The following is a 22,913-nucleotide window of genomic DNA, read 5'->3' on the forward strand; positions in this document are numbered from 1 at the left end:
CGCACCCCCACCACCTGTCTGACCTCACTACACAGCGGGGAAGTCATGAACACCTTCGAGCACGCATCCAGCAATGCCGTCGCCGTCGTCGGCCTGTCGTGTCGCCTGCCGGGCGCGCCGGACACGCCGTCGTTCTGGCGGCTGCTGTCGTCGGGCACGAGCGCGATCACGGAGTCCTCCCGGTTCGGCGACGCCGTCCCGGTGCGCTGGGGCGGCTTCCTCCCGGACGACGAGGTGGGCGCCTTCGACGCGGAGTTCTTCGGCATCTCGCCGAAGGAGGCGGCGGCGATGGACCCGCAGCAGCGGCTGCTGCTCGAACTCGGGTGGGAGGCGCTGGAGGACGCCGGGTACGTGCCGGCCGAGCTGCGCGGTGAGCATCTCGGGGTGTTCGTGGGGTCGATGGCCTCCGACTACGCGACGATCGCGGCGAGGGCGGGTGTGGTGTCGCGGCACTCGCTGACGGGCCTCAACCGCGGTCTGCTCGCCAACCGGCTGTCGTACGTGCTCGGTCTGCGCGGGCCCAGCCTCGCCGTCGACACGGGGCAGTCGTCGTCGCTGGTCGCCGTGCACCTGGCGTGCCAGAGCCTGCGCTCCGGCGAGTCCGAGGTCGCTCTCGCCGCCGGTGTCAACCTGATCCTCACGCCGCAGAGCACGGTGGAGGCCGACCGGTTCGGGGCGCTCAGCGCCGACGGCCGCAGCTTCACCTTCGACGCCCGCGCCAACGGCTACGTGCGGGGCGAGGGCGGTGCGGTGCTGGTCCTCAAGGGGCTCGCAGCGGCGCGCCGGGACGGTGACACCGTCTACGCGGTGATCCGCGGCAGCGCGGTCAACAACGACGGGCCCGCGGCGACGCTGACCACGCCGAGCCGGAGCGCGCAGGAGGCGGTCATCACCGCGGCGCACCGCCGCGCCGGCACCGCACCGGACGAGGTCGGCTACGTCGAGCTGCACGGCACGGGGACGCCGGTCGGCGATCCGATCGAGGCGAACGCGCTCGGCGCGACCCTCGGCCGGGGGCGGACCGAGCCCCTGCGGGTCGGCTCGGTGAAGACGAACATCGGCCATCTGGAGGGCGCCGCGGGCATCGCGGGTCTGCTGAAGACGGTGCTGTCGCTGCACCACGGCGCGGTGCCGCCGAGCCTGAACTTCGCGACGCCGAACCCGGACGTCCCGCTGGAGGAGCTGAACCTCTCCGTGCAGCAGGAGCTGGAAGAGGTCGGGCCGACCGTCGCGGGGGTGTCGTCGTTCGGCGTCGGCGGCACGAACTGCCACGTGGTGCTCACCGGCACGGAGCGGAGCCCCCGGGAGCCGCGCCCGGCCGCCGCGGGCGGTCCGCTGCCCTGGGTGCTGTCCGCCCGCACCGAACAGGGGCTGCGCGACCAGGCGGGACGCCTGTACGAGCGGGTCGCCGCGCCGGACGCGCCCGCTTCCGACGACATCGCGTTCTCGCTGGCCACCAGCCGTACGCACTTCCCGTACCGCGCCGCGGTGCTCTCCGGGGACGCCGAAGGGCTGCTCGGGCTGCGGGACGGCGGCCTGTCGGCGGATCTGGTGAGGGGCAGGGCCGTCCCGTCGGGCGGCACCGTGCTGGTCTTCCCCGGCCAGGGTTCGCAGTGGGCGGGTATGGCGGCCGAACTCATCGCCACCGCACCGGTGTTCGCGGCGAAGATCCACGCGTGCGCCGAGGTGATCGATCCGCTGGTCGGGTGGTCGCTGGTCGACGTGTTGCGGGAGGAGCCGGGCAGTCCCTCGCTGGAGCGCGACGACGTGGTGCAGCCCGCGCTGTTCGCCGTCATGGTCGCGTTCGCCGCGCTGTGGCAGGCGGCGGGCGTGCGGCCCGACGCGGTCATCGGCCACTCGCAGGGCGAGATGGCGGCGGCGCACGTCGCCGGCGCGCTGTCGTTGCGGGACGCCGCGACGCTGGTCGTGCGCCGTGCCCAGCAGGTGGTGCGAATTCCGCGCGCGGGCGGTCTGCTGTCCGTTCCGCTGCCGGTCGCGAAGGTCCGTGAGGACATCGCGGCCTGGCCGGACCGCCTGGGCATCGGGGCCGTCAACGGGCCGTCCGCGACGATCGTCTCCGGTGAGCTCGACGCGTTGCGGGAGTTGGAGAGCGCCTACGTCGCCGACGGGGTGAAGGCCCGTGTGGTGCCGATCAACTACGCCTCCCACTCGCCGCTGGTCGAGGACATCCGCGAGGACGTGCTGCGCGCGGCGGCGGACGTCGAGCCGCTCCGGACGGACGTGGCGTTCTACTCCACGGTGACGGGTGCTCTGCTCCCCGACACCTCCGTCCTGGACGCGGAGTACTGGTACGGCAATCTGCGCCAGGCGGTCGAGTTCGAGCGAGCGGTGCGCGCCGCCTTCGCCGACGGTCACACGACGTTCGTGGAGTGCAGTGCCCACCCGGTGCTGGGGGTCGGCATCACCCAGATCCTCGAAGGCCGGGAAGCGGTGATCACCGGTACGCTCCGCCGCGACCGGGGCGGTCTGCGCCAGTTCCTGTCCTCCCTGGCCGGTGTCCACGTGGGCGGCGGCGCGGTGGACTGGGCGGCGGCGGACTGGGAGGGCCTGCTCGCCGGCCGTCCGGTGCGCCGTGTCGCCCTGCCCTCCTACGCCTTCCAGCGCGAACGCCAGTGGCTGGATGTGGCGGCCGACGGCGTCGTGCCCTCCGTGCCCGGCCCGCGGCCCGCGCCGGAGCAGGCGCCCGCCGGCGGAGGTCAGCGGCCCGGGTCCGGCGGCGATCTGACGCCCGAGCGCGCACTCGACCTGGTGCGGGGCGCGGTCGCGGTCGTGCTGGGCCACGCCTCCCCCGCGTCGGTGCCCGTGGACGCGACGTTCAAGGAGCTGGGCCTCGACTCGATCGGCGCGGTGGAGTTCGGCCGGGCGCTCGCCGGTGCGACCGGGCGGCCGACAACGTCGACGCTCACCTACGACCATCCGACGCCCGCCTCGGTGGCCGCGTACCTCACGCGCGGCGACGCCGAGGAGGAGTTCACCGCGGCCGGGGCGTCGGACGAGCCCATCGCGATCGTGTCGGCCTCCGGCCGCTGGCCGGGTGGCGCGGACACGCCGGAGCGGCTGTGGCAGATCGCCGTCGACGGTGTCGACACGGTCGGTCCCTTCCCGTCCAACCGGGGCTGGGACCTGGAGGCGCTGTACTCACCCGACGAGCCGAGGACCGGCACCTCGTACACGGACCGGGGCGCCTTCCTGTACGGGGCGGACGAGTTCGACGGCGCGTTCTTCGGGCTGGGGCCGCGCGAGGCCACCGCGATGGACCCGCAGCAGCGGCTGCTGCTGGAGTCGGCGTGGGAGGCGGTGGAGCGGGCGGGCATCGAGCCGGGTTCGCTGCGCGGCAGCCCGACGGGCGTGTTCATCGGTGTGATGCCGCAGGAGTACGGGACGCGGCTGCACCAAACGACGGAGGAGTACGACGGGCACGCGCTGACCGGTGGTCTCACCGCGGTCGCGTCCGGCCGCCTGTCCTATGTGCTGGGTCTCGAGGGCCCCGCGATCAGCGTCGACACCGCGTGCTCGGCCTCGCTGGTGTCGATGCACCTGGCGGTGCAGTCGCTGCGGCGCGGCGAGTGCGACCTGGCGCTGGCCGGTGGTGTGACGGTCATGTCGACGCCCGGCATGTTCACCGAGTTCTCCCGGCAGCGCGGGCTGGCGCGCGACGGCCGCTGCAAGCCGTTCTCGGACGCCGCCGACGGCACCGCGTGGGGCGAGGCGGCGGGCGTCGTGATGCTGGAGCGGCTGTCGGACGCCGTCCGCAACGGGCACCCCGTGCTCGCGCTGGTGCGCGGTTCGGCGATCAACCAGGACGGTGCGTCCAATGGTCTCACCGCCCCGAACGGCCCGTCGCAGGAGCGGGTGATCCGTGCCTCGCTGGCCGACGCGGGGCTGCGTCCATCGGACGTGGACGCGGTCGAGGCGCACGGCACCGGGACGACGCTGGGCGACCCCATCGAGGCGCAGGCGCTCCTCGCGACGTACGGCCGGGAGCGTGACGTTCCGCTGCTGCTCGGTTCGGTGAAGTCGAACATCGGTCACACGCAGGCGGCGGCGGGCGTCACCGGCGTGATCAAGATGGTGCACGCGCTGCGGAACGGCGTGCTGCCGGCGACGCTGCACGTGGACGAGGTGTCCCGGCACGTCGACTGGTCGCCGGGCACCGTCTCGGTGCTGACCCGGAACACGCCGTGGCCCGAAACCGGCCGGCCGCGCCGGGCCGCCGTGTCGTCGTTCGGCATCAGCGGCACGAACGCGCACCTGATCCTGGAGCAGGCGCCAAAGACCGCCCCGGCCTCCGGCGCGGTGGAGGGCGCGGGAGCCGCGGAAGCCGCGGTATCCGCGGTATCCGCGGAGGCGGTGACCGGCCCGGCGGTGGTGCCCTGGGTGCTGTCGGCCGGGTCCGTTGCCGCGCTGCGCGAGCAGGCCGCACGGCTGCACGAGCGGGTCCTCGGCGACCCCGGTGCGGGCGTCGAGGACATCGCGGCCTCGCTCACCCGTACCCGCTCCTCGTTCGACCACCGCGCGGTGGTCGTGGGCGCCCGCGAGCAGCTCCTCGACGGACTGCTCGCGGTGCGCGACGACGAGGAGGAGTCCGCCGCCGTCGTGCGCGGCACGGTGGCCCCGCGCGGCCGGACCGTCTTCGTCTTCCCCGGCCAGGGCGCCCAGTGGGCCGGAATGGGGCGTGAACTCCTCGCCACCTCACCGGTGTTCGCGCGGGCGATCGAGCGGTGCGCGGAGAGTCTCGCGCCGCACATCGACTGGTCGCTGACCGATGTGTTGCGCGGCGAGCCGGACAGTGCGTCGCTGGAGCGCGTCGATGTGGTGCAGCCGGCGCTGTGGGCGATGAACGTGGCCCTGGCCGAGCTGTGGAAGTCCGCCGGCGTGCGGCCCGACGCCGTGATCGGCCACTCCCAGGGCGAGATCGCCGCCGCCGTGGTGGCCGGGGCACTGTCCGTCGAGGACGGTGCGAGGACGGTCGCGCTGCGGAGCCGGGCGATCAAGCAGATCGAGGGCGGCGGCGGGATGGCCTCCGTGCCGCTGCCCGCCGACGCCGTGCGGGAGCGGCTCACGCGCTGGGGAGCACGGCTCGACGTCGCCGCGATCAACGGCCCGTCGGCCACGATCGTCTCCGGTGACGCGGACGCGCTGCGCGAGATGGTCGACGCCTGCCGCGCCGATGGCGTGAGCGCGAAGACGATCCCGGTGAGCTACGCCTCGCACTCCTCGCACGTCGAGGCCGTGCGCGACGATCTCGCCCGGGCGCTCAAGGACGTCGAACCGCGGGCCACCGGCCTGACGTTCTTCTCGACAGTCACGACACGGCCGCTCGACACGACGCTGCTGAACGCCGACTACTGGTACGAGAACCTGCGCGAGACCGTGCGGTTCGAGGACACCGTGCGGGCGGCGCTCGCGGACGGCTGCACGACGTTCGTCGAGATCAGCCCGCACCCCGTGGTGGCGGTCGGGCTCAACCAGATCACCGACGAAGCGGTGATCACCGGGACGCTGCGGCGCGACAAGGGCGGCCTGGACCAGTTCTACGCCGCCCTCGCCCGCGTCCATGTCACCGGGGTGACGGTCGCGTGGGAGAACGTCGTCTCCGGCCGCACCGTCGAGCTGCCGACGTACCCGTTCCAGCGCAGGCGGTTCTGGCTCGACGCACCGGCGACGACCGGTGACGTCGGCGCGGCGGGGCTGGAGGAGGCCGGGCACCCGCTGCTCGGCGCGACCGTGGAGCTGGCCGGCGACGGTGGGCTCGTGCTGACCGGGCGGGTGTCGCTGGGCGTGCACCGGTGGCTCGCGGACCACGCGGTGTTCGGCCGGCCGCTGCTGCCCGGCACCGGGTTCCTGGAGCTGGCGCTGCACGCGGCGGGCCGGGTGGGCGCCGCGTCGGTGGACGAGCTGACGCTGGAGGCGCCGCTGCTCCTCACCGAGGACGGCGCCGCGCAGATCCAGGTCGTGGCCGGTCCGGCGGACGAGGACGGCCAGCGCACCGTCGGCGTGTACTCGCGCGAGGCCGGCGGTGAGTGGACGCGCAACGCCCACGGCACGCTCGCGACCGCGCCGGACGGGGAACCGGCCGTGCGCGAGGAGCGGCTGTCGGGCACGTGGCCGCCCCCGGACGCCACGACGGTGGACGTCGAGGAGCTGTACGACCGGCTTTCGGCCCAGGGGTACGACTACGGGCCCGCGTTCCGCGGTCTGCGTGCGGTGTGGCAGCGGGGCGAGGAGATCTTCGCCGAGGTGGCTCTGGACGAAGACGCTCCCGGGGCCGAGGAGTTCGGTCTGCATCCGGCGCTGCTGGACGCGATGCTGCACCCGGTGGTGGGCATCGCGGTCACCGGACCGCAGGTGCGGCTGCCGTTCTCGTGGAACGGGGTGCGGCTGTACGCTCCGGGCGCCACGGAGCTGCGGGTGCGGATCTCGCCGGCCGGCCAGGACGCGGTCACGATCACCGCGGCCACCGAGGGCGGTCTGCCGGTGGCGCACGTGGACTCGCTGCGCCTGCTGCCGGTCTCGGCCGATCAGCTGGGCGGGGCGCGCACGACACCTCCGTACCGGCTGACCTGGTCCGAGACGGCGGTCACGCGGGCCCCCGAGCCCGCGGTCGCCGTCACGGACATCGAGACGGGTTTCGCGGAGCTGGCCGACGTGCCGGAGTTCGTGGTCCTGGACGTGGCCTCGCGGGCGCCGGGCTCCGTGGTGGCGGAGACGCACCGTGTCACCGCACGCGTCACGGAGCTGCTGCGGGAGTGGCTGGCCGACGAGCGGTTCACCGCGTCGACACTGGTCCTGCGCACGCGCCACGCGGTCGCGACCGGCGCACCCGCCGACGCCGACGCGGTCGCGGACCTCGTGGCCGCCCCGGTGTGGGGGCTGGTCCGCACCGCACAGGCGGAGCATCCGGACCGTCTGGTGCTGCTGGACGCGGACGGCGACCTCGACGCCGGTCTCCTGGCGGGCGCCGTCGCGAGCGGCGAGGCCCAGTTCGCGATCCGCGACGGCGCGGTGCTCGTACCGAGGCTGGCACAGCTGACGCCGGGGGCCCTCGCCGGGGCGGTGCCGGCCCTCGACCCCGAGGGCACGGTGCTGATCACCGGGGGAACCGGTGGGCTGGGCGGACTCGTGGCGAAGCACCTGGTGACACGGCACGCCGTACGGCACCTGGTGCTGACGAGCCGTCGGGGCGCCGATGCGCCGGGGGCGCGGGAGCTGGCCGATGAACTCGTCGCGCTGGGTGCGCGGGTGCGGCTCGCGGCCTGCGACGCGGCCGAGGCCGACGACCTGGCCGCGCTGCTGGCGACCGTCCCGCCGGAGCACCCGCTGACGGCCGTGGTGCACACGGCGGGGGTGATCGCGGACGGCACGGTGGCCTCGCTCTCCGCGGAGCGGGTGCACTCGGTGCTGCGTCCGAAGGTCGACGCCGCGTGGAACTTGCACGAGCTGACCTCGGGGCTGGACCTGTCGGCGTTCGTGCTGTTCTCCTCCGCCGTGGGCGTGGTCGGCAACCCGGGCCAGGCCAACTACGGGGCGGCGAACGGCTTCCAGGACTCCCTGGCACACCACCGCCATGCGCAGGGCCTGCCCGCGGTGTCGGCCGCGTGGGGTCTGTGGGCGGAGGCCAGCGGCATGACGTCGCACATGACCGCGACCGACGTGGAGCGCATCGGGCAGCGCGGGCTCAGGCCCATGCCGACGGAGGTGGGTCTCGCCCACTTCGACGCGGCACTCTCCGCGGGGCTGCCCGCACTCGTCACGGCCCGCATCGAAACGCGGGACGTGGACACGGGCTCGATCCCCGTGCTCAAGGGGCTCGCCGGGTCCGGGCCGAAGCGGAACGCGCCGAAGCGGTCGCTGGCGGCGGAGCTCGTCGGACTGGACGCGGCCCAGCAGCACGCGCTCCTGCTCGACGCGGTGCTCAGGACCGCGGCCGGCACGCTCGGCCACGACTCGGCGGACGCGATCACCGCGCACGGCGGGTTCCTGGAGCAGGGGTTCGACTCGCTGAGCGCGGTCGAGCTGCGGACCCGGCTCGGCAGGCTCGTGGACACGAAGCTGCCGAGCACGCTCACCTTCGACTATCCGACGCCGGACGCCATCGCGGGCCATCTGCGGTCGCTGCTGGTGCGGGACGGGACCGAGTCGGCCCCGGACGTGCTGGGCGAGCTGGACCGGCTGCGGGCCCTGCTGTCGGCGACGGACGCCGAGGCGCTCGAGAAGGACCGGGTGGCCGTGGTCGCGGCCCTGAACGAACTGATGGGGCTGGTGGACGTCGAGTACGCGATCGACACCCAGCGTTCCGACGAAGACTTCTTCGCAATGATCGACAACGAGCTGGCCTGAGGGAGATTCCGGCAATGTCAGAAGAACAGAAGCTGAGGGATTATCTCGGCCGGGTCACCGCCCAGCTGAAGCAGGCCAAGCGGACCCTCCAGAACCTGGAGGCGGCGCAGAACGAGCCCATCGCGATCGTGGGCATGGCCTGCCGCTACCCCGGTGGTGTGCGGTCCCCCGAGGACCTGTGGCGGCTGGTCGACTCCGGCGAGGACGCGATCTCCGAGTTCCCCGCCAACCGGGGCTGGGACCTGGACGCGTTGTTCGACACCGACCCCGACCGGAGCGGCACGTCCTACACGCGTGAGGGCGGATTCCTCTACGACGCGGACGAGTTCGACGCCGACTTCTTCGGTGTGTCACCCCGTGAGGCGACGGCGACGGACCCGCAGCAGCGGCTGCTCCTGGAGTCGGCGTGGCAGGTGCTGGAGAGCGCGGCGATCCGCCCCGACTCCCTGCGCGGCAGCGACACGGGCGTGTTCGTCGGGGTGATGTCGCAGGAGTACGGTCCGAGCCTGCTGCACCCGTCGGTCGACGGCACCGACGGCTTCTTGCTGACGGGCAATCAGAACAGTGTCGCGTCGGGCCGTATCGCCTACACCCTCGGCTTCGAGGGCCCCGCGGTCACGGTGGACACGGCGTGCTCGTCGTCGCTGGTCGGTGTCCACCTCGCGGTGCAGGCGCTGCGTGCGGGCGAGTGCTCGCTGGCGCTGGCCGGCGGTGTCGCCGTGATGTCGACGCCGGGGTTCTTCATCGAGTTCTCCCGGCAGCGCGGCCTGTCGCCGGACGGCCGGTCGAAGTCGTTCGCGGCGGCGGCGAACGGGACGGGCTGGAGCGAGGGCGTCGGCATGCTGGCGCTGGCGCGGCTGTCCGACGCCGAGCGGCTCGGCTACCGGGTCCTCGGTCTCGTACGGGGCAGTGCGATCAACCAGGACGGCAAGAGCAGCCAGCTCAGCGCGCCGAACGGGCCGGCACAGCAGCGGGTGATGCGGCAGGCGCTGGCCTCCGCCCGGCTGACCGCGTCGGACGTGGACGTCGTGGAGGCGCACGGCACCGGGACGGTCCTGGGGGACCCGATCGAGGCGCAGGCCGTCATCGCGACCTACGGCCAGGACCGGGAATCCCCCCTGTGGCTGGGCTCGTTGAAGTCGAACATCGGCCATACGCAGGCGGCTGCCGGGGTCGGCGGCATCATCAAGATGATCATGGCGATGCGTCATGGGGTGCTGCCCCGGACGCTGCACGTGGACGAGCCGACCCCGCACGTCGACTGGTCGGCGGGGTCCGTCGAGCTGTTGACGAAGGCCCGGCCGTGGCCGGAGCTGGAGCGTCCGCGGCGGGCGGGCGTGTCGTCGTTCGGCATCTCCGGCACGAACGCGCACGTCGTCCTGGAAGCGGTGCCGGTGGCGGAGCCCGCGGAGCCGGGCGAGTCCGTGGAGCCCGGTGGGGCGGCGCGGGTGCCGTACCTGGTGTCGGCCAGGACGCCCGACGCGCTGCGGGCTCAGATCGACAGGCTGCGGCACCACCTCGACCGGCACCCCGGGCTGTCACCCGCCGACGTCGGGTTCTCCCTCGCCGAGCGCACCCAGTTCACGCACCGGGCGGCGCTCCTCGGGGACGCGACGCTGGCCGAGGGCCAGGCGGGCCGGGGCGGTCTGGCGTTCCTGTTCACCGGCCAGGGATCGCAGCGCACCGGCATGGGCCGCGAGCTCTACGAGACCTACCCGGTGTTCCGGGAGGCACTGGACGCCGCGCTCACCGCACTCGGCATCCAGGACGAGTTCTTCACCGGCGACCTCGACCGCACCCGCCTCACCCAACCCGCACTCTTCGCCCTCGAAACCGCCCTCTACCGCCTCTACGAGTCCTGGGGCATCACCCCCGACCACCTCGTCGGCCACTCCATCGGCGAGATCACCGCCGCCCACGTCGCCGGCATCCTCACCCTCCCCGACGCCGCCCGCCTCGTCACCGCCCGCGCCACCCTCATGGACGCCCTCCCCCACACCGGCACCATGACCGCCATCGAAGCCACCGAAGAAGAAATCACCCCCCACATCACCGACGGCGTGAGCATCGCCGCCGTCAACGGCCCCACCTCCGTCGTCATCTCCGGCGACACCGACGCCACCGAAAGAATCACCGAGCACTTCCGCACCCAGGGACGCCGCACCAAAGCACTCACCGTCAGCCACGCCTTCCACTCGCACCACATGGAACCGATGCTCGACGACTTCCGCGCCGTGGCCCGTACCCTCAGCTACTCCGCACCACGGATCCCCATCGTCTCGACCGTGGCCGTCGACAGCGACCTGACCGACCCCGACTACTGGGTCACCCAGATCCGTGAGGCCGTCCGCTTCCACCACGCCGTGGTGGAACTGGAGAACCACGGTGTCACCACCTTCATCGAACTCGGCCCCGACGGCGTCCTCACCGCACAGGCCCAGCAGTCCGCCGACGGTGTGTTCGCGGCGGCGCTGCGGTCGAGCCAGGACGAGGTCACCAGCACGCTGACCGCGCTGGGTACCGCCTACACCCACGGCCGGGTCCCCGACGCGCAGGCGCTGTACGGCGACGCGCACCGCGTCGAGCTGCCGTCGTACGCCTTCCAGCGGCAGCGGTACTGGCTCACGGCGGGCGTGACGAGCGCCGACGCGACGGACCTGGGGCAGACGCCCACCGATCACCCGCTGCTGAGCAGTGTGGTGCGGCCCGCGGACAGCGACACCGTCCTGTTCACCGGCAGGCTGACTCCTGGTACGTGGCTGGACGACCACACCGTGCTCGGCACCGCGATCGTGCCCGGCGCCGCACTGGTCGACCTCTCCCTCCACGCGGCCGGGGAGAGCGGGTTCGCCACCCTGGACGAGCTGGTCGTCGAAGCGCCGATGGTGCTCACCGAGGCCCTCCAGGTCCAGGTCAAGGTCGTCGACGACAGCGTGACCATCCACTCCCGCACCGACGGCGACTGGACCCTCCACGCCACCGGCACCCTGTCGAACGACACCGTGCCGCGGGCCGACCTGGCCTGGCCGCCCGTCGCGGAGCCGATCGACGTGGCCGAGATGTACGCGGAGCTGGGAGCGGCCGGGCTCGCGTACGGCCCCGCCTTCCGCAACGTCACCGCTGCCTGGCGCACCGCGGCGGCCGTGTTCGCCGAGGTCGCGGTGGAGAAGCACGACTTCGGCGTGCACCCCGCGCTGCTCGACGCCGCGCTGCACCCGCTGGCGGCGACGGCCGACGGGCTCGCTCTGCCCTTCGCCTGGCAGGGCGTTCGGCTGCACTCCCCCGGTGCCACCGCGCTGCGGGTCCGCGTGGACCTCGGTACCAACGCGGTGCACGCCGTCGACGCCGAGGGCGCGCCCGTACTGACCGTGTCGTCGCTCGCGACGCGTCCGGTGACCGCGGACCAGCTCGCCACCCGCACCGACGGCCTCTACGAGCGGACGTGGGTGCCGGTCACCCCGGTGCCCGTTCCCCACACCGTGCTCGACGTTCCGGACGGCACCGTCCACGACGTGACGGCGCGGGTTCTGTCGGCGTTGCAGGAGAAGCTGGCGGGCGACGGGACCGTGGCGGTGGTCCGGCGCGGCGACGACCTCTCGGCCGCGGCGGTCGAGGGACTGGTGCGGTCGGCCCAGGCCGAGCACCCCGGCCGGATCGTGCTGGTGGACACCGACGGCAGTGTCGACCTGGCCACGGTCGTCGGCGACGAGCCGCACGTGTCCGTCCGCGCGGGCGCGGTGCTGGCCCCGAGGCTCGCCCGCAGCACGGGCCGGGGCCCCGCCCCCACGTGGGACGGCACGGTCCTGATCACCGGTGGCGCCCTCGGCACACTGCTGGCACGGCATCTGGTGGAGCGTCACGGTGTACGCGACGTCGTGCTGGCGAGCCGCAGCGGACGCGACCCGGGGATGGCGCACGTACGCGGCGTGGCGTGCGACGTCACGGACCGAGAGGCGCTGAAGGCACTGCTCGACGGGCTTCCGGACCTGGCCGCGGTCGTGCACACGGCCGGCGTCCTGGACGACGGCCCGATCGACACGCTGACCCCGCAGCGGCTGGACGCGGTCCTGCGTCCCAAGACCGCAGCCTGGCACCTGCACGACCTGACACGTGAGCGTGATCTGAAGGCGTTCGTGCTGTACTCGTCGGTCGCCGGTACGTTCGGCACGGCCGGCCAGGCCAACTACGCGGCCGCCAATTCCTACCTGGACGCGCTGGCCCGGCTGCGGCACCGTGAGGGGCTGCCGGCGGTGTCGCTGGCCTGGGGCATGTGGGACGACGGGATGGCGTCGGAGCTGTCCGACGCCGACCGCGCCCGGCTGGCCCGTGAGGGCTTCCTGCCGATCACCGCCGAGCACGGCCTCGCGATGCTCGACACGGCGCTGGGCCTCGACGTGCCCACGCTGGTCGCGTCGCCGCTGAATCTGGCGGCGTTCCGCGACGAGGCGCCCGCGCTGCTGCGCGGGCTGGTCCGCACGACGCGGCGGGCCGTCCCGGCCGGCAATCTCGCCGACAGGGTCACCGGGCTGTCCGAGGACGAGCAGCGCGCGGTGGTGCTGGACGTCGTGCGCGAGAACGTCGCGGCGGTGCTCGGCCACACGGATCCGGGCGCGATCGACGCGGACGCGCAGTTCGGCGCGCTCGGCTTCGACTCGCTGATGTCGATCGAGCTGCGCAACAAGCTGAGCGCGGCGACGGGCACGAAACTGTCGGGCACGGTGATCTTCGACCACCCGACGCCCGACGCGCTGGCGGAGTTCGTGCGCGTCACCCTGACCGGCTCGCGGGTCGTCCGGGCGGCGGCGGTGGCGACGACGGCGGTGACCGACGACCCGATCGCCGTGGTGGGCATGGCCTGCCGGTTCCCCGGCGGTGTGACATCGCCCGAGGACCTGTGGCGGCTGGTCGCCGACGGGGTCGACGCGATCGGCGAGTTCCCGGCCGACCGCGGCTGGCCCGACCTGTACCACCCGGACGCCGAGCGCACCGGCACCTCGTACGTGAAGCACGGCGGATTCCTTTACGAGGCCGACGCGTTCGACCCCGAGTTCTTCGGGATCTCGCCCCGCGAGGCGACGGCGATGGACCCGCAGCACCGGTTGCTGCTGGAGACCGCCTGGCACGCGCTGGAGGGCACGGGCATCGCGCCGGCCTCCCTGCGCGGCTCGCGGACCGGTGTCTACACCGGGCTGATGCACTACGACTACGCACCGCGCGTCGGCCAGTACGCCGCCGCGATGGAGGGGTTCGTCAGCACGAGTTCGGCCGCGTCGGTCGCCTCCGGTCGCATCTCCTACACGCTGGGCCTGGAGGGTCCGGCCGTGACGATCGACACGGCGTGCTCCTCTTCCATCACGGCGACGCACCTCGCGGCGCAGGCGCTGCGTACCGGTGAGGTCTCGCTGGCGCTGGCCGGTGGTGCGACGGTCATGGCGAACCCGGACGTGTTCGTGGAGTTCAGCCGCCAGCGCGGCCTGGCCCAGGACGGGCGCAGCAAGCCGTTCAGCGCCGACGCTGACGGTACGAGCTGGAGCGAGGGCGCCGGGGTGCTGGTGCTGGAGCGGCTGTCGGACGCGGTGCGCAACGGGCACACCGTGCACGCGGTCATCCGGGGTTCGGCGGTCAACCAGGACGGGGCGTCCAACGGACTGACCGCGCCCAACGGGCCGTCACAGGAGCGCGTCATCCTCCAGGCGCTGGCCAACGCCCGCCTGGAATCCGCCGATGTGGACGTCGTGGAGGCGCACGGCACCGGAACCACCCTCGGCGACCCGATCGAGGCCCAGGCCCTCCTCGCCACCTACGGCCAGGGCCGACCCGCCAACCGCCCCCTGCACCTCGGCTCCCTCAAGTCCAACATCGGCCACACCCAGGCAGCGGCCGGCGTCGGCGGCATCATCAAAATGATCATGGCCATGCGCCACGGCACCCTGCCCCGAACCCTCCACGTCTCCCAGCCCACCCCCCACGTCGACTGGACCACCGGAGCAGTCACCCTGCTCACCGAAAACCAGCCCTGGCCGGAACTCGAACGACCCCGCCGCGCCGCCGTCTCCTCCTTCGGCATCTCCGGCACCAACGCCCACCTCATCCTCGAACAACCCACCCCCACCCCGGCCACCCCGGCCACCACCGAACCCACCCCGGCGGCCCCGGCGACCCCCCTCACCACCGAGCCCACCCCCTACCCCGTCTCCGCCAAGACCCCCCAAGCCCTCCAGGCCCAGATCACCGCCCTCCAGCACCACCTCACCGAACACCCCGACCTGGCCCCCGCCGACATCGCCCACACCCTCAACCACCGCACCCAGTTCGACCACCGAGCCCTCCTCCTCGACACCGAGGTGCTGGCCAGCGGTACGATCGGCACCGGCGGTCTGGCGTTCCTCTTCACCGGCCAGGGATCACAGCGCACCGGCATGGGCCGCGAGCTCTACGAGACCTACCCGGTGTTCCGGGAGGCACTGGACGCCGCGCTCACCGCACTCGGCATCCAGGACGAGTTCTTCACCGGCGACCTCGACCGCACCCGCCTCACCCAACCCGCACTCTTCGCGCTGGAAACGGCCCTCTACCGCCTGTACGAGTCCTGGGGCATCACGCCGGACCACCTCGTCGGCCACTCCATCGGTGAGATCACCGCAGCCCACGTCGCCGGCATCCTCACCCTCCCCGACGCGGCCCGCCTCGTCACCGCCCGCGCCACCCTCATGGACGCCCTCCCCCACACCGGCACCATGACCGCCATCGAAGCCACCGAAGAAGAAATCACCCCCCACCTCGACGACACGGTCGGCATCGCCGCCGTCAACGGCCCCCGCTCGATCGTCATCTCCGGCGACGACACCGCCGGCGTGGCCGCGCGGTTCCCGGACCGCAGGACGAAGAAGCTCACCGTCAGTCACGCGTTCCACTCGCACCACATGGACGCGATGCTGGACGACTTCCGCGTGACGGCGGAGCAACTGACGTACGAGCAGCCGTCGATCCCGATCGTTCCGACGGTCGCCACCGACCTCGCCATGACCGACCCCGAGTACTGGGTCACCCAGATCCGCTCGGCGGTCCGCTTCCACCACGCCGTGGTGGAACTGGAGAACCGCGGTGTCACCACGTTCATCGAGCTCGGCCCCGACGGCGTCCTCACCGCACAGGCCCAGCAGTCGGCCGAGGGCACCTTCACCGCCGCGCTGCGCCGGGGACGCGACGAGACCACCACTGCCCTCACCGCACTCGGTACCGCCTACGTCCACGGCCGCGCCCTCACCACACCCCACGGCGCACAGCTCAGCGACCTCCCCGGCTACGCCTTCCAGCGACAGAGCTACTGGCTCACGCGTACCAGCGGCAACGCGGCCGGCCTCGGCGTCGGGGCGAGCGGGCACCCGTTGCTGGGCGGACTGCTGCGGCTCGCGGACGGTGAGAGCACGGACGGTGAGAGCACGGTGCTGACCGGGCGGTTGTCGCCGTCGTCATGGCTCGCGGACCACCAGGTACGCGGCACGGTCGTCGTCCCCGGCACGGCCCTGGTCGACCTGGCCCTGCACGCGGGCGAACTCGCCGGCCTCAGCACCCTGGACGAACTGGTCATCGAAGCCCCGATGCTGCTCACCGAGGCCCTCCAGGTCCAGGTCAAGGTCGTCGACGACACCGTGACCATCCACTCCCGCACCGACGCCGACTGGACCCTCCACGCCACCGGCACCCTCGGCTCCACCCCCGTCACACCCCAGGAATTCACCTGGCCGCAGGGTCAGGAGCTCGACACCTCCGGCATCTACGCGATGCTGGCGGACCTCGGTCTCGACTACGGCCCGGTGTTCCAGGGCCTGACCCGTGCGTGGCGCGACGGTGAGGTGCTCTACGCGGAGGTGGAGGTTCCGGAGCACGGTTTCGGCCTGCACCCGGCGCTGCTGGACGCCGCGCTGCACCCGTCCGCGGCCACCGCGGACACCCTGGCGCTGCCGTTCTCCTGGAACGGCGTCACTCTCTACGCGACCGGCGCGACGACGCTGCGCGTGCGGATCACTCCGTCGGACGAGGGGCTCGCACTGCACGCCGTCGACCCGTCCGGTCAGCCGGTGCTCACGGTCGACCGTCTGGTCACCCGGCCTGTCGGCGCCGAGCTGACGGCCCGTACGGACGGCCTGTTCCAGTTGTCCTGGCCTCAGGTCACCCCCACGACCCGTACCACCGAACACACCCTCATCGAAGTCCCCACCGGCAACGTCCACGACGTCACCGAACACATCCTCACCACCCTCCAGACCCACCTCACCGACACCACCGACAACCACCTCATCATCCTCACCCGCAACGCCGTCAACACCCCCACACCCGACCTCGCAGCCGCCGCCGTCTGGGGACTCGTCCGCACCGCACAAACCGAACACCCCGACCGCATCACCCTCATCGACACCGACGACACCCTCGACCCCACCACCCTCACCGGCAACGAACCCCAACTCACCATCCGCAACGGCAAAACCCACGCACCCCGCCTCACCAAAACCCCCACCCCACAACCCCCCACCTGGCACCCCGACGACACCGTCCTCATCACCGGCGGCACCGGCACCCTCGGCACCATCCTCACCCGCCACCTCATCGAAACCCACCACATCAAAAACATCATCCTCGTCAGCCGACAAGGCAAAACCCCCCACACCCTCACCGACCTCAACGCCAACATCACCACCACCGCCTGCGACACCACCAACCGCGAAGCACTCCACCAACTCATCACCAACACCCCCAACCTCACCGCCGTCATCCACACCGCAGGCATCGTCGACGACGCACTCCTCACCAACCTCACCCCCCAACAACTCCACACCGTCCTCGCCACCAAAACCGACACCGCCCACCACCTCCACGAACTCACCCAACACCTCAACCTCAAAGCCTTCGTCCTCTACTCCTCACTCGCCGGCACCCTCGGCAACCCCGGACAAGCCAACTACGCCGCCGCCAACGCCTACCTCGACGCACTCGCCCAACACCGCCACACCCAAGGACTCCCCGCCACCTCCATCGCCTGGGGACTCTGGGCCAACACCAGCGGCACCACCCAACACCTCACCACCACCGACCACGCCCGCCTCACCCGCGACGGCATCACCCCCATCACCACCGAACACGGCACCGCACTCTTCGACGCCGCACTCGGCCTCAACACCCCCACCACCATCGCCACCCCCCTCAACCTCACCACCATCAGCAAAAACCCCACCACCCACCCACTCCTCCGCAACCTCATCCCCCGCCGCACCCCCACCACCACCGTGGTCGCGACGGACCAGGCGTCGCTGCTGACGCTGGTGCTGGAGAACGTGGCGACGACCCTGGGGCACGCGGACGCGGGCGCGGTCGACGCGGGGACGGCGTTCCAGAGCCTCGGCTTCGACTCGCTCACCGCGGTGGAGCTGCGCAACCGTCTCGGCGCGGCCACCGGTCTGCGGCTGCCCGCCACGGTGACGTTCGACCATCCGTCGCCCGTGGCGCTCGCGGAGTTCCTGCACGGCAAGCTGTCGGGGCAGCGGACCGGCCGCCAGGTGGAGGCGCGGGCGTCGGCGGACGAGCCGATCGCGATCGTCGGCATGGCCTGCCGGTACCCGGGCGACGTGAACACGCCGGAGGACCTGTGGAACATGCTGGTCTCGGGTTCGGAGGGCATCTCGGAATTCCCCGCGGACCGTGGTTGGGACCTGGACGCGGTGTACGACCCGGAGAGTTCCCGGGCGGGCACGACCTACTCGGCCGTGGGCGGGTTCCTGCACGACGCGGGCGACTTCGATCCGGCGTTCTTCGGCATCAGCCCGCGCGAGGCCGCCGCGATGGACCCGCAGCAGCGGTTGCTGCTGGAGACCTCCTGGGAGGCGCTGGAGAGCGCCGGCGTCGACCCGGTCTCGTTGCGCGGCAGCGACACCGGTGTGTTCGCCGGCGCGATGTACCGCGACTACGCCAGCCGGTTCACCACCGCCCCCAAGGGCAACGAGGACGTGGTGGGCACCGGCAACGCCGGAGCCGTGACGTCCGGTCGCGTCTCGTACGGGCTCGGCCTGGAAGGGCCGTCGATGACGGTCGACACCGCGTGCTCCTCCTCGTTGGTGGCCACACACCTTGCCGCCCAGGCGCTGCGGTCGGGCGAATGCTCGCTGGCGCTCGCCGGCGGTGTGACGATCATGGCGACGCCGGATCCGTTCGTGGAGTTCAGCCGTCAGCGGGGACTGGCGACGGACGGGCGTTGCAAGGCGTTCTCCGGCGACGCCGACGGCACCGGCATCTCCGAAGGGGTCGGCCTGCTCCTGCTGGAGCGGCTGTCCGACGCGGAGCGCAACGGCCGCCGGATCCTCGGAGTCGTGCGGGGTTCGGCGGTCAACCAGGACGGGGCGTCCAACGGACTGACCGCGCCCAACGGGCCGTCACAGGAGCGCGTCATCCTCCAGGCGCTGGCCAACGCCCGCCTGGAATCCGCCGATGTGGACGTCGTGGAGGCGCACGGCACCGGAACCACCCTCGGCGACCCGATCGAGGCCCAGGCCCTCCTCGCCACCTACGGCCAGGGCCGACCCGCCAACCGCCCCCTGCACCTCGGCTCCCTCAAGTCCAACATCGGCCACACCCAAGCGGCAGCCGGCGTCGGCGGCATCATCAAAATGATCATGGCCATGCGCCACGGCACCCTGCCCCGAACCCTCCACGTCTCCCAGCCCACCCCCCACGTCGACTGGACCACCGGAGCAGTCACCCTGCTCACCGAAAACCAGCCCTGGCCGGAACTCGAACGACCCCGCCGCGCCGCCGTCTCCTCCTTCGGCATCTCCGGCACCAACGCCCACCTCATCCTCGAACAACCCACCCCCACCCCGGCCACCCCGGCCACCACCGAACCCATCCCCTACCCCGTCTCCGCCAAGACCCCCCAAGCACTCCAGGCCCAGATCACCGCCCTCCAGCACCACCTCACCGAACACCCCGAACTGGCCCCCGCCGACATCGCCCACACCCTCAACCACCGCACCCAGTTCGACCACCGAGCCCTCCTCCTCGACACCGAGGTGCTGGCCAGCGGTACGATCGGCACCGGCGGTCTGGCGTTCCTCTTCACCGGCCAGGGATCACAGCGCACCGGCATGGGCCAGGAACTCCACGCGACGTACCCGGTGTTCCGCGAAGCCCTCGAAGCGGCGATCGACGCGGTGGACGCCCACCTCGGTGACCAGAGCCTGCGGACGGTCTTCTTCGGAGAGACCAGCCTCCTCGACCGAACGCTCTACACACAGACCGCACTCTTCGCGCTGGAAACGGCCCTCTACCGCCTGTACGAGTCGTGGGGCATCACCCCCGACCACCTGGTCGGCCACTCCATCGGCGAGATCACCGCCGCCCACGTCGCCGGCATCCTCACCCTCCCCGACGCGGCCAAGCTCGTCACCGCCCGCGCCACCCTCATGGACGCCCTCCCCCACACCGGCACCATGACCGCCATCGAAGCCACCGAAGAAGAAATCACCCCCCACCTCGACGACACGGTCGGCATCGCCGCCGTCAACGGCCCCCGCTCCATCGTCATCTCCGGCGACAACACGGCGAAGATCGCCGCCCACTTCGCCGACCGCAAGACCAAGCAACTGACGGTCAGCCACGCGTTCCACTCGCACCACATGGATCCGATGCTCGACGACTTCCGCGCCGTGGCCCGTACCCTCACCTACTCCGCACCGCGGATCCCGGTCGTCTCGACCGTGGCCGTCGACAGCGACCTGACCGACCCCGAGTACTGGGTCACCCAGGTCCGCGCGGCGGTCCGTTTCCACCACGCCGTCCAGGAGCTGGAGACGCGTGGCGTGACCACGTTCATCGAGCTCGGCCCCGACGGCGTTCTCACCGCACAGGCCCAGCAGTCGGCCGAGGGCACCTTCACCGCCGCACTGCGCCGGGGACGCGACGAGACGACCACCGTTCTCACCGCACTCGGCACCGCCTACGTCCACGGGCACACGATCACCGCCCCCCAGGGGGATCTGGTCGACCTGCCGACGTACGCGTTCCAGCACGAGCGCTACTGGCTGGTGCCGACAGGCGGCGGCAACGCGACCGAGCTCGGCCTGGGCGAGAGCGGGCACCCGTTGCTGGGCGGACTGCTCCGACTGGCGGACGGTGAGAGCACGGTGCTGACCGGGCGGTTGTCACCGTCGTCATGGCTCGCGGACCACCAGGTACGCGGCACGGTCGTCGTCCCCGGCACGGCCCTGGTCGACCTGGCCCTGCACGCGGGCGAACTCGCCGGCCTCAGCACCCTGGACGAACTGGTCATCGAAGCCCCGATGCTGCTCACCGAGGCCCTCCAGGTCCAGGTCAAGGTCGTCGACGACACCGTGACCATCCACTCCCGCACCGACGCCGACTGGACCCTCCACGCCACCGGCACCCTCGGCTCCACCCCCGTCACACCCCAGGAATTCACCTGGCCCCCCACCGGCTCGCCGCTCGACGTGGACGAGCTGTACGTCACGCTCACCCAGCGCGGACTGGAGTACGGCCCGGTGTTCCAGGGCCTCACCCAGGCGTGGCGCGACGGTGAGGTGCTCTACGCCGAAGTCCGGGTTCCGGAGCACGGTTTCGGCCTGCACCCGGCGCTGCTGGACGCCGCGCTGCACCCGTCCGCGGCCACCGCGGACACCCTGGCGCTGCCGTTCTCCTGGAACGGCGTCACCCTGCACACCAGGGAGGCCGGGACCCTGCGCGTCCGGCTGGCGCCCGAGGCCGGCGACGGACTGAGCCTCCACGCCGTCGACGAGAACGGCGCCCCCGTCATCACGGTCGAGCGCCTCGTCACCCGCCCCGTCGGCACCGAGCTCACCGCACCCACCGACGGCCTGTTCCAGTTGTCCTGGCCTCAGGTCACCCCCACGACCCGAACCACCGAACACACCCTCATCGAAGTCCCCACCGGCAACGTCCACGACGTCACCGAACACATCCTCACCACCCTCCAGACCCACCTCACCGACACCACCGACAACCACCTCATCATCCTCACCCGCAACGCCGTCAACACCCCCACACCCGACCTCGCAGCCGCCGCCGTCTGGGGACTCGTCCGCACCGCACAAACCGAACACCCCGACCGCATCACCCTCATCGACACCGACGACACCCTCGACCCCACCACCCTCACCGGCAACGAACCCCAACTCACCATCCGCAACGGCAAAACCCACGCACCCCGCCTCACCAAAACCCCCACCCCACAACCCCCCACCTGGCACCCCGACGACACCGTCCTCATCACCGGCGGCACCGGCACCCTCGGCACCATCCTCACCCGCCACCTCATCGAAACCCACCACATCAAAAACATCATCCTCGTCAGCCGACAAGGCAAAACCCCCCACACCCTCACCGACCTCAACGCCAACATCACCACCACCGCCTGCGACACCACCAACCGCGAAGCACTCCACCAACTCATCACCAACACCCCCAACCTCACCGCCGTCATCCACACCGCAGGCATCGTCGACGACGCACTCCTCACCAACCTCACCCCCCAACAACTCCACACCGTCCTCGCCACCAAAACCGACACCGCCCACCACCTCCACGAACTCACCCAACACCTCAACCTCAAAGCCTTCGTCCTCTACTCCTCACTCGCCGGCACCCTCGGCAACCCCGGACAAGCCAACTACGCCGCCGCCAACGCCTACCTCGACGCACTCGCCCAACACCGCCACACCCAAGGACTCCCCGCCACCTCCATCGCCTGGGGACTCTGGGCCAACACCAGCGGCACCACCCAACACCTCACCACCACCGACCACGCCCGCCTCACCCGCGACGGCATCACCCCCATCACCACCGAACACGGCACCGCACTCTTCGACGCCGCACTCGGCCTCAACACCCCCACCACCATCGCCACCCCCCTCAACCTCACCACCATCAGCAAAAACCCCACCACCCACCCACTCCTCCGCAACCTCATCCCCCGCCGCACCCCCACCACCACCGTGCGGCAGGAGGACAGCAGGGCGTTCGGCGCCTCGCTCGTCGGTCTCGACGAGGCGGAGCAGCAGGCCCGGGTGCTGGACCTGGTGCGGTCGCAGGTCGCGGCCGTACTGGGCCACAACGACGCCGGCGCGATCCCTCCGGACATCGCGTTCGAGCAGCTCGGCTTCGACTCGCTCACCGCGGTGGAGCTGCGCAACCAGCTCACCAGGGCCACCGGCGTACAGCTGTCGGCGACGCTGGTCTTCGACCACCCCACGGCGACGGCGCTGGCCGGGCACCTGCGCGACACGCTCGCGCCCAGTGGCCGCAAGGCCGCCCGGGCCAAGCTCGACGAGGTCGCGGCGCTGCTGTCGACGCTCGTCGTGGAAGCCGACGACCACTCGCTCATCACCGAGCACATCGAGGATCTCCTCGCCCAGTGGCGCGGTACGGGGGACGGTCCCGCCTCCCCCGCCGACGACTCCGATCTCAACGCAGCGAGTGACGAAGAGCTGTTCAGCCTCGTCGAATCGAACAGGAAGGCCTGACCGGCA

2 protein-coding genes are annotated in these 22,913 nt (G+C 72.0%); both read left to right on the top strand.

The features are described 5' to 3' along the window. The first annotated feature begins 45 nt into the window (after positions 1-45). Entirely contained in the window at positions 46-8,361 is an 8,316-nt protein-coding gene (locus DTB53_RS05390) for a type I polyketide synthase (RefSeq protein ID WP_012381894.1), read from the top strand. Positions 8,362-8,375: 14 nt separating this feature from the next. Beyond that, positions 8,376-22,907 (top strand): type I polyketide synthase, encoded by a 14,532-nt coding sequence (locus DTB53_RS05395; protein WP_012381893.1) that lies wholly within the window; start codon positions 8,376-8,378, stop codon positions 22,905-22,907. The last annotated feature ends 6 nt before the right edge of the window (positions 22,908-22,913 follow it).

The sequence above is a fragment of the Streptomyces griseus genome (genome assembly GCF_900460065.1).
Taxonomy (GTDB): domain Bacteria; phylum Actinomycetota; class Actinomycetes; order Streptomycetales; family Streptomycetaceae; genus Streptomyces; species Streptomyces griseus.